We start from the raw sequence: 8,786 nt of genomic DNA on the forward strand, positions 1-8,786 counted from the left end.
TAATGCTAAACCTCCAGTCTGTAAAATTGTCGATTTTAAAAAGTTTAAATTCTTAGAAGCAAAAAAAGAACAACAAGAAAAAAAGAAAGCGAAAAAGGTTAATCTCAAGGAAGTTAAACTAAGCCCTTTCATCGCTGATAATGATTTTAATTTTAGATTAAAAAGAGCTGAAGAGTTTTTAAAAGAGGGGAATAAGGTCAAAATTGCGGTTTTTTTTAAAGGCCGCCAGATTACGAAAAAAGATTTCGGTTACAAACTAATTGAAAAAGCTTTAGAAAGACTAGCATCTCTTTCAGAAGTTGATTTAGGAACTAAATTTGTCGGTCGAAAATTAGAAGTGGTGCTCAAACCAGTTAAAGGAGGTAAAAGTGGCCAAGAAACAAAAGATGAAAACCAGAAAGTCAGTCGCCAATAGATTTAAGATTACCAAAACTGGTAAAGTGATGCGGCGGGGTTCCCATATAAGCCATTTACGAAGAAAAAAGAGAAAAAGTCAAATCAGAAGTCAAAAAGTCCCTAAAGAAGTCAAAGGGGCTTGGAGAATAAAGATAAAAAAGATTTTAGGAGAATAAGATGGCCAGAGTCAAAACCGGAACCACCAGAAGAAAAAGTCATAAAAGAGTCCTTAAAAGAACTAAGGGCTTTCGGATGACCAAGGGTCGACTTTACAAAGTCTCCAAGGAAGCTGATCTTCATGCTGGCCAATACGCCTTTATGGGCAGAAAACTGAGAAAAAGAGACCTGAGAAAACTCTGGATTATAAGGATTAGCGCCGCCTTAATCCCGCACGAAATTTCTTATTCCCGATTCATTAACGGCCTGAAAAAAGCCAAAATCGAGCTTAATCGCAAAGTTCTGGCTGATTTGGCTCTTTCCGATTCTTCTACTTTCAAAGAAATAGTTGACAAAGCCCAAAAAGCCTAATAAAATAATCCCAATGCAAGTTCCAACCATTACCCAAACAGCCTTTTTTAAGTTTTTCTTTACCTAAGCTGTTGAAACGGGGAGGTTGGATTTTGCAATTTTAAGAACAAAAAAATAAAAAAGAATCTCCCCGAAAGGGGAGTTTTTAATTGGCCAGGATAGCCAAGGTGGTCACGGCGCGTGTCTGAAAAACACGAGATCTCGGTTCGACTCCGAGTCCTGGCACTGAAAATCTGTTAGAATAAAAAACATGGACTTAAATAAAATCCAAAATCTCAAAAACCAAGCGATCTCAGCTATTCTTGAAGCTGATTCTGACCAGGAATTAGAAGAATTAAGAATTGCTTATCTGGGCAGAAAAGGTGAAATCACCCAGCTTCTCAAAAAAATTCCTTCTTTAAATCTTTCAAAAAGAAAGGAAATCGGCCAAACGGCCAATGATGCTAAAAGAGCAATTGACCAAGCTCTCAAAGACGCTAAAAAAGCCCAAACAACCAAAAAAATTGATGTTGAGAAAGAATGGCTTGATGTAACGGCTCCGGGTTTAAAACCAAACATCGGTCACCTCCATCCTCTCTCGCAAATTCTTTACGAAACAGTTAATGTTTTTAAACAAATTGGCTATCAGGTAGCCGAAGGACCAGAAATTGAAGATGATCGTCATAATTTCGAAATTCTTAATTTCCTTAAAGATCACCCCGCTAGAGATACCCAAATGACCCTCTATCTAGAAACTAAAGGGACCAAAGTTCTGCCTGGAGAAATTCTTCTTCGCACCCATACTTCCGCCATGCAGGGGAGAGTGATGGAAAAAACAAAACCCCCGATTAGAGTGATTGTCCCTGGCAAATGTTATCGCTATGAACAGGTTGATGCTTCTCATGGCTTTGAATTCTGGCAGGTTGAAGGCTTTGCCGTTGATAAAAAGATTACCTTGACTGATCTCTTCGGAACAATTGAATATGTCCTTAAAAAACTAATGGGAGAAAAAACCAAAATTAAGTTTGCCTGCACTTACTTTCCCTTTGTTGAACCAGGCGTTGACACTTATCTTGAATGTACTCTTTGTCAAGGTAAAGGCTGTCCTTTTTGTAAAGGGATTGGCTGGAGCGAAGTCCTGCCTGCCGGGATGATTCATCCTAATGTTCTTAAAGCTTGCCAAATTGACCCGCAAAAATATACTGGTTTTGCTTTTGCCATTGGTCTTTCTCGAATTGTCAGCTTGAGATACAACATCCACGACTTAAGATTATTATTTACGCCTGATTTAAGGATTTTAAACCAATTCTAAAATGCTAGTACCCCTTGATTGGATTAAAGACTATGTCGAGATTAAAATACCACTCCCTCGGTTAGTCGAAAGATTAACGGAAATCGGTTTGGCGGTCGAAGGAACAAATAAACAAGGTAAGGAAATTATTCTTGATCTTGAAGTGACGCCCAATCGACCTGATTGGCTTTCCCTTTTAGGGATTGCCCGAGAAATCGCGGCCATTAGTCAAGTCAAAGTTAAGCTCCCTCCAATCAAAGAATTAGCTTCTCCTAAAAAGATTCTAACGATTAAACAAATCATTGTTTATCCCCAAGACACACCCAGATATTCGGCGGTTATCATTGATCAAGTTAAAATAAAACCATCACCTATCTGGATGCAGGCAAGATTAAAGATGATTGGTTTACGCCCGATCAATAATCTTGTCGATATTACCAACTACGTTATGTTTGAATTAGGCAACCCGCTTCATGCTTTTGATTACGATACTCTTCAACCTAAAAGAATCGAGATCACCCGAGCTAAAGGTGGCGAATCTTTCAAAAGCGTTGACGGTCTCAATTATAAACTGCCTCCGGGAGCGATTATCATTAAGGATGCCCCTAATCGGGTGATTGACCTTTGCGGAATCAAGGGTGGAGAAAATACAGGAATTACACCAAAAACAAAGACCGTCTACCTTCATTCACCGGTTCATCCTGGCGTCCCAATTCGTTTAGCTGGCCAAGCTCTTTCCCTCCAATCTGATGCTTCTTATATTTATGAAAGAGGCGTCAATCCAGGTGGTACCGTTGAGGCCGTTAAAAGAGCGGCTAATCTCATTCTCAAATATGGGGAGGGCAAAATTGCCTCCAAGCTTTTTGACCTAAAGAAAAAAGAATTCGAACCCTGGCCATTGAAAGTAAGTATTTCAAGAACTAATAAAGTCCTAGGCGAATCTATTTCCGAAAAAGAAATAATGGCCATTTTTGAGAATCTAAACTTATCACCCAAAAAAATTAATCAGGATCTTATTGAAACCACCGTCCCTACCTACCGAAGCGATCTCCAGATTGAAGAAGACTTAATTGAAGAAATTGCTCGAATCTACGGTTACAATCGATTTAAATTAACCACACCTCGAGGATCAGTTCCCACCAAAGAAGTCGCTTATTCACGAGATTATCAACTAGAAAAAAAAGTTAAAAATCTTCTTAAAGGTGCCGGCTTTACGGAAATCAATACTTACAGTCTTCTTAGTCGAGAAGAGCTGAAAAAGATAGAAGCTGACACTCAAGAAGCGATTAAATTAGCTAATCCGGTTAGTTTAGAATATGAATACCTTAGATCCACTCTCTTAGTAGGCATTTTAAAAGCAATTAATCTTAACCAACCTCATTTTGAAGAAATTAAAATTTTTGAATTAGCCCGAGTCTATTTAGGCCAAATTCCTAAGACTGAAGAACCTTTAAATCTTAGTGGCGCCCTGACTGGCAATAAATTTTATCAAGTCAAGGGTATCTTTGAGACTATTCTCGAATCAGTTGGAATTGATGTTTATCATTTTGAACCCTATCAATTAAAGAAAACTTTTTATGGCAAAGTCTTTCATCCTTCAAGAACAGCCGAAATAATAGTTAAAGGTAACTCACTGGGAGTGGTGGGTGAAATCAGTCCCCATATCCTAGTAAAATTTGGAATTAAGAAAAAAGTGATTGTTTTTGACTTAGACTTTCAAGAACTGATTAAACAAGCTTCTAAAACCAAAAAATATCTGCCTCTTTCAAAATATCCGGCCATTGTTGAAGACTTGGCTTTTATTGTTCCTCCGAAAACTCTGGTAGGGGAGATAATTGAATCAATTAAGAAAACTAGCCAATTAATTACTAAGGTCGAATTACTCGATACTTATAAAAAAGTTCGAACCTTCAGAATTACTTATCAAAGCAATAAAAAGACCTTAACGGATAAAGAAGTAGAGAAGATCAGGAAAAAGATTATTCAAAGTGTTAAAAGGAAATTCCGAGCCAAAATTAAAATCTAGATTCAACAGAAATATTCCGAACAATAAAACCAATGATTCTTTCGTATTTGTCACTAAAACCCGGCAATTCCTCTTCAGCTTCTTTCCAGAATCTTTTAACTTCTTCTTGATTAATTTCTCCTACTTCTCGATGAAATATACGAAGAGTATAAAATTCGTGAAGTAACGGCTCTGCATGTTCATCGCCATTTGTAAAAGAGATATTGTATTCACGCTCAATTACATCCCTATAATCTTCCCAAGCAGAACGAGGTCCAACATACTGAGCCCTCTTTTCTTCTTCTATTCCATTCATATTTTTATCTAGACAGATGTTTTATTAAGAAAATTATATCATGTCTCGGCGACTAGCCCTAAGAACTCGGCGATGAGATAGGGGAAGGACTAGGAGAGGGACTAGGAGAGGGCGAAGGCTCCCAATCCCAAGGAACTTTTACGCCAATTTTGGCTTCTCGATCAGCCGTTTTGCCTTTCTCATCCTTGGCCCAAACTTTAATCGTGTAAGGACCCTTATCTAAAGTAAAAATCTTATCAAATTTACTGCTATTCTCAATCGTCTCCTTAGTTTCACCATTAATCAAAATCTTAATTTCTTCAACTGAATTTTTAGAAATAATCCTGCCTTTAACTCTAACCTCATTACTGTCAATTTGCGATTCATTACCTGGCTCGTCAATGGTTACTTCTAATTCTTCAACATCGCCACAATATTCGGTAGGGGGATGATAACGAGAATCTGATTGGCCTGCTAACCATTGGTTAATTCCTTCCTGCCAACGATTAATACCACCAGCTGAAAGTGGGTCTTCCTCCTTAAAAACAAAATATTCTTTCTCTTCATAATCACCTCGGGCCACTTGAGCCGGAGTCGCCAATTTATCCTGGCCACGACAAAGTTTCAACTTAGCATGAATTGGATCTTCACCGGTTGGCTCGGTTCCTTGGACAAAATATTCGGTTCTTGAAGGAAAACCGTCATGAGCCCGATAGCCAGAAACAAGATCAACTTCGGCCGTGATTACTCCCGTAGGCGTGGCAAAACCAATATTAGGTTTATTTTTAAGCGCCGCCATAATCACCCGTCGCCAGATAGGAGCCGCCCCCGAAACGCCTGAAGCCACTTGAGTCATCTCCGTGTTATCATTATTACCCACCCAGACTCCAGCTACCACCTGGGGCGTCCAACCAATTGTCCAATTATCTCGCTTGTCATTAGTTGTTCCAGTTTTAACCGCTACCTGTCTTCCGGAAATAACCAAAGCGCTGTTTTCACCAAAAGTAAGTAAACGAGCACTATTATCGGAAAGAATATGGGAAATAATAAAGGCCTCGGCCTCACTCAAAACTCGCTTGCCGGCCACGGGTTTGGTTTCTTCTAACACCCGACCATCATTATCTTCAACTTTAAGAATCGAAATTGGATCAACCCGATAACCGCTGTTGGCAAAAGCCGAATAAGCTTGAGCTAACTCAAGTAAACGAACTTCACCGCCACCCAAAGTAACTGACAAGCCCAAACGTCGCAAATTCTCCTTAGTCGGTTCCAGAGTCGATAAACCCATTTCGTAACCAGTGGTCAGCATATTAGTTAAACCAACCTTAGCTAACATCTTGACGGCAGCTACGTTAATCGAATTACCTAAAGCAAATCTGACTTGAAGCGATCCATGAAATTGACCATCATAATTAACTGGTTTGTAATCAGGCAAACCTTGACCTCCAGGAAAAGTGGTTGGTGTATCCATTAGAAAAGTCGAAGCCGTGTAGCCTTTTTTAAGAGCGGTCACATAAGTGACTGGCTTAATCGCTGAACCTGGCTGACGTAAAGAAAGGGTAACGTTAACCTTACCATCATAATCCGGATCATTGTAATTCTTTGAACCGACCATTGCCAGAATTTCACCGGTTTGAGCATCTAAAACAATGGCGGCACCGTTAGTAATATGAATCGACTCAACCTTGCTAATTTCTTCGGTCACCGCTTTCTGAGCTTCCTCTTGAATCTGGTAATCAAGAGTGGTCGTCACCTTTAAACCGCCTTGTTCCACCACTCGCTGTCCATAACGATCTTCAAGTTGTTTCTTAACATACATGACAAAGTGGGGTGCTTTGAAGTTTAAGCCTTCAGTTGCGAATTCCACTTCCTTGATTTGCTTGACCGCCGCTTTTTCCTGATCAGTAGTAATATAGCCATCCTCCCGCATTCTTCGCAAAACCGTTTCCGTTCGGCCAAGATAAGCCTTGGGGTCATCACCAAAAGGGGAGTAGGCTGAAGGCCGCTGAGGCAAACCCGCTAAAATGGCTGATTCCACCAAATTTAATTCAGAAACAGATTTGTCAAAATAAGTTTCAGCGGCCGCCTCTACTCCCCAGGCGGTCCCGCCATAAGGGGCCTCATTAAGATACATTTGGAGAATTTCGTCTTTAGAGTAACGACTTTCGATTTGGACCGCCAAAATAAACTCTTTAATCTTTCTAGGAAGGGTCCTCTGGGGCGTTAAGAGAACATTTTTAACTAATTGTTGGGTAAGAGTCGAGCCTCCTTGTAAACGACGATGAACCACAATATTGAAAACGGCTCGGAAAATCCCAGTGGGGTCAAAGCCACTGTGCCGATAAAAGTTTTTGTCTTCAATGGCCACTGTTGCATTCTTGAGATGTTCGGGAATATTATCAAGGGAAACTGGTGTTCGCCGTTGGTCAGCAAAAACATCATAAAGTAACTCTCCATTGCGATCATAAATTTTAGTGGCAAAGCCTTCCCGCCGGACAATCTTGTCTGGTTGCGGCAAGTCCTTGGCATAAAAGGCAAACAACCCTCCGGCGAAGAGAACCAAAGCAATAAAAAGGATAAAACCAATAAAAGCCCCTTTGGAAGCTAAAAGACTGGTATTCTGCTTGCCTAGACGCCGATAGGCTCTTGCCTGTCTAACTTTTTTTCGCCAGGTTCTTTGCCAACTCATAGAGTTGATTTTAACAAAAAATCAAAATTTGTGCTAATATTAAATCTGTAGAAAAAAATCTATGGATAAAATTAATGAAGTTTTAAATAGGGGAGTCGAGAAAGTCTATCCCTCAAAAAAAGCCTTTGAAAAGGTTCTCCGTTCTGGCAAAAAGATTAAACTTTATCAAGGCTTTGATCCGTCAATGGCCAATCTTCATTTGGGGAGTATGGTTGGCCTTCTTAAATTAAAACAGTTTCAAGATTTAGGCCATGAGGTCATCTTTCTCGTAGGCGATTTTACGGGCATGATTGGCGATCCAACCGATAAATCAGCCACCAGAAAACTCCTAACCAGAGAACAAGTTCTGGAAAATTCAAAGATTTGGCAAGAACAAGCCGGAAGAATTTTGAGTTTTGGTGGTAAAAATCCAGCCAAGCTGATGTTCAACAGTCAATGGGGCGACAAGGTGACCTTCAAAGATTTAATTGAAATCACTTCCCATTTTACGGTCCAGCAAATACTGGAAAGGGATTTCTTTCAAAGAAGATTTAAAGTTCAGAAACCAATCCATCTTCACGAATTTCTCTATCCTGTGGCCCAAGCCATTGATTGCGTCGCGATGGATGTTGACCTGGAAATTGGCGGCAGTGATCAAACTTTCAACATGCTTGCTGGTAGAAATTTAATGAAAGCCCTTAAAAGTAAAGAAAAATTTGTCCTGACCACCAAGCTTCTAGTTGATGCTAAAGGCGAAAAAATCGGTAAAACAACTGGCAACGCTCTCTTTTTGAATGTTTCTGCCTCTGAAATGTATGGAGCCATTATGTCTTTTCCTGACGAAACTATCATCCCAGGCTTTGAACTCCTGACTCAAGTACCGCTTCAATCAATTGAATCAATGGAAAGAAATCTAAAAGCAAGAAAAACACCAGCTATGGACCTGAAGAAAAAACTGGCCTTTGAAATTGTCAAAATGCTTTACTCTGAAAAAAACGCAAAAAATGCGGAAAAAGAATTCAAGACCCGATTCCAAAAAAGAGAAAAGCCTTCTCAAATAAAACTAACCCCCGGGGCAATCCAAAAGGGTAAACACTCAATCTCAAAGATAATGCCAAGTCTAATTCCGAATTATGCAGGCACGGCTACTATTTCCGCTACTAAAAGATTGATTGAACAAGGGGGACTGGAGTTTGAAGGAAAAAGAATCACCGATCCCCAGATGAAAGTAACGATCAAAGGCAGGGAGATCATCAAAGCGGGCAAAAGAAGATTATATAAAGTAAGAATAAAAAAATGAGACTCTCTAAAAAACAACAAAAACTTTGGATAGTGATTGTGGCGATTGCCGCCGTTGGTTTGCTTTTAACTTCAATGCTACCAATTTTTTATTCTCTTCTAAGATAATTGCTTGAGTTATAATAATCACATGGATCTCACTACACCCATAGAAAGTTTGCCTTTAGTTGGCCCTGCCTACACTAAAAAATTAAGTAAATTAAACATTAAAACTTTTGAAGATCTTCTCTATCATTTTCCCTTTCGTTATGTTGATTATTCTTTGATCTCACCCATAGGTCGAATCCAAGCTGGAGAAATTGTCAGTATTCAAGGAAAAATTATC

Annotated in this window: 9 protein-coding genes and 1 tRNA gene; 8 read left to right on the forward strand and 2 right to left on the reverse strand. The window is 39.5% G+C overall.

Annotated features, from left to right (window positions below; genetic code table 11):
* The 6 genes from infC to pheT form a co-directional block, all read left to right on the forward strand.
* Window positions 1–415, forward strand: a 415-nt coding sequence (gene infC, locus VMY36_00140) for a translation initiation factor IF-3 (GenBank protein ID HUV42314.1), incomplete at its 5' end; no start/stop codon positions are given.
* Complete coding sequence (locus VMY36_00145) at window positions 387–572, forward strand: bL35 family ribosomal protein (protein ID HUV42315.1); 186 nt, start codon at window positions 387–389, stop codon at window positions 570–572. The genes infC and VMY36_00145, both read left to right, overlap by 29 nt.
* 1 nt (window position 573) lies before the next feature.
* Window positions 574–924: a 50S ribosomal protein L20 gene (gene rplT / locus VMY36_00150; protein ID HUV42316.1), complete on the forward strand. Its 351-nt coding sequence runs from the start codon at window positions 574–576 to the stop codon at window positions 922–924.
* A gap of 152 nt (window positions 925–1,076) precedes the next feature.
* Window positions 1,077–1,149: transfer RNA gene (locus VMY36_00155), tRNA-Phe, on the forward strand.
* Window positions 1,150–1,174: 25 nt separating this feature from the next.
* Window positions 1,175–2,215: a phenylalanine--tRNA ligase subunit alpha gene (gene pheS / locus VMY36_00160; GenBank protein HUV42317.1), complete on the forward strand. Its 1,041-nt coding sequence runs from the start codon at window positions 1,175–1,177 to the stop codon at window positions 2,213–2,215.
* Window position 2,216: 1 nt separating this feature from the next.
* Window positions 2,217–4,220 carry a phenylalanine--tRNA ligase subunit beta gene (pheT, locus tag VMY36_00165; GenBank protein HUV42318.1) on the forward strand — a complete coding sequence of 668 codons (2,004 nt, stop codon included), beginning with the start codon at window positions 2,217–2,219 and terminating at the stop codon, window positions 4,218–4,220.
* Here the strand turns inward: pheT and VMY36_00170 are convergent.
* Both VMY36_00170 and VMY36_00175 read right to left on the reverse strand, forming a co-directional pair.
* Window positions 4,210–4,515 (reverse strand): hypothetical protein, encoded by a 306-nt coding sequence (locus VMY36_00170; GenBank protein ID HUV42319.1) that lies wholly within the window; start codon window positions 4,513–4,515, stop codon window positions 4,210–4,212. The genes pheT and VMY36_00170 overlap by 11 nt on opposite strands.
* Before the next feature lie 58 nt (window positions 4,516–4,573).
* A complete protein-coding gene (locus VMY36_00175; GenBank protein ID HUV42320.1) occupies window positions 4,574–7,183 on the reverse strand; it encodes a PBP1A family penicillin-binding protein in 2,610 nt (869 codons plus the stop codon).
* 61 nt (window positions 7,184–7,244) lie between these two features.
* Between VMY36_00175 and tyrS the strand changes: the two genes are divergently transcribed.
* Together tyrS and VMY36_00185 are read left to right on the forward strand one after the other, a co-directional pair.
* Window positions 7,245–8,462 carry a tyrosine--tRNA ligase gene (tyrS, locus tag VMY36_00180; GenBank protein ID HUV42321.1) on the forward strand — a complete coding sequence of 406 codons (1,218 nt, stop codon included), beginning with the start codon at window positions 7,245–7,247 and terminating at the stop codon, window positions 8,460–8,462.
* Between the two features lie 129 nt (window positions 8,463–8,591).
* The coding region (locus VMY36_00185) for a hypothetical protein (GenBank protein HUV42322.1) at window positions 8,592–8,786 on the forward strand (195 nt) is incomplete at its 3' end.

It is taken from the genome of Patescibacteria group bacterium, assembly GCA_035529375.1.
Lineage (GTDB): Bacteria > Patescibacteriota > Microgenomatia > PFEM01 > JAHIFH01 > DATKWU01.

Coding starts and splice junctions, on each gene's coding strand:
- pheS (HUV42317.1), top strand. CDS start 1,175: ATGGACTTAAATAAAATCCAAAATCTCAAAAACCAAGCGATCTCAGCT.
- VMY36_00170 (HUV42319.1), bottom strand. CDS start 4,515: ATGAATGGAATAGAAGAAGAAAAGAGGGCTCAGTATGTTGGACCTCGT.
- rplT (HUV42316.1), top strand. CDS start 574: ATGGCCAGAGTCAAAACCGGAACCACCAGAAGAAAAAGTCATAAAAGA.
- pheT (HUV42318.1), top strand. CDS start 2,217: ATGCTAGTACCCCTTGATTGGATTAAAGACTATGTCGAGATTAAAATA.
- VMY36_00145 (HUV42315.1), top strand. CDS start 387: ATGAAAACCAGAAAGTCAGTCGCCAATAGATTTAAGATTACCAAAACT.
- VMY36_00175 (HUV42320.1), bottom strand. CDS start 7,183: ATGAGTTGGCAAAGAACCTGGCGAAAAAAAGTTAGACAGGCAAGAGCC.
- tyrS (HUV42321.1), top strand. CDS start 7,245: ATGGATAAAATTAATGAAGTTTTAAATAGGGGAGTCGAGAAAGTCTAT.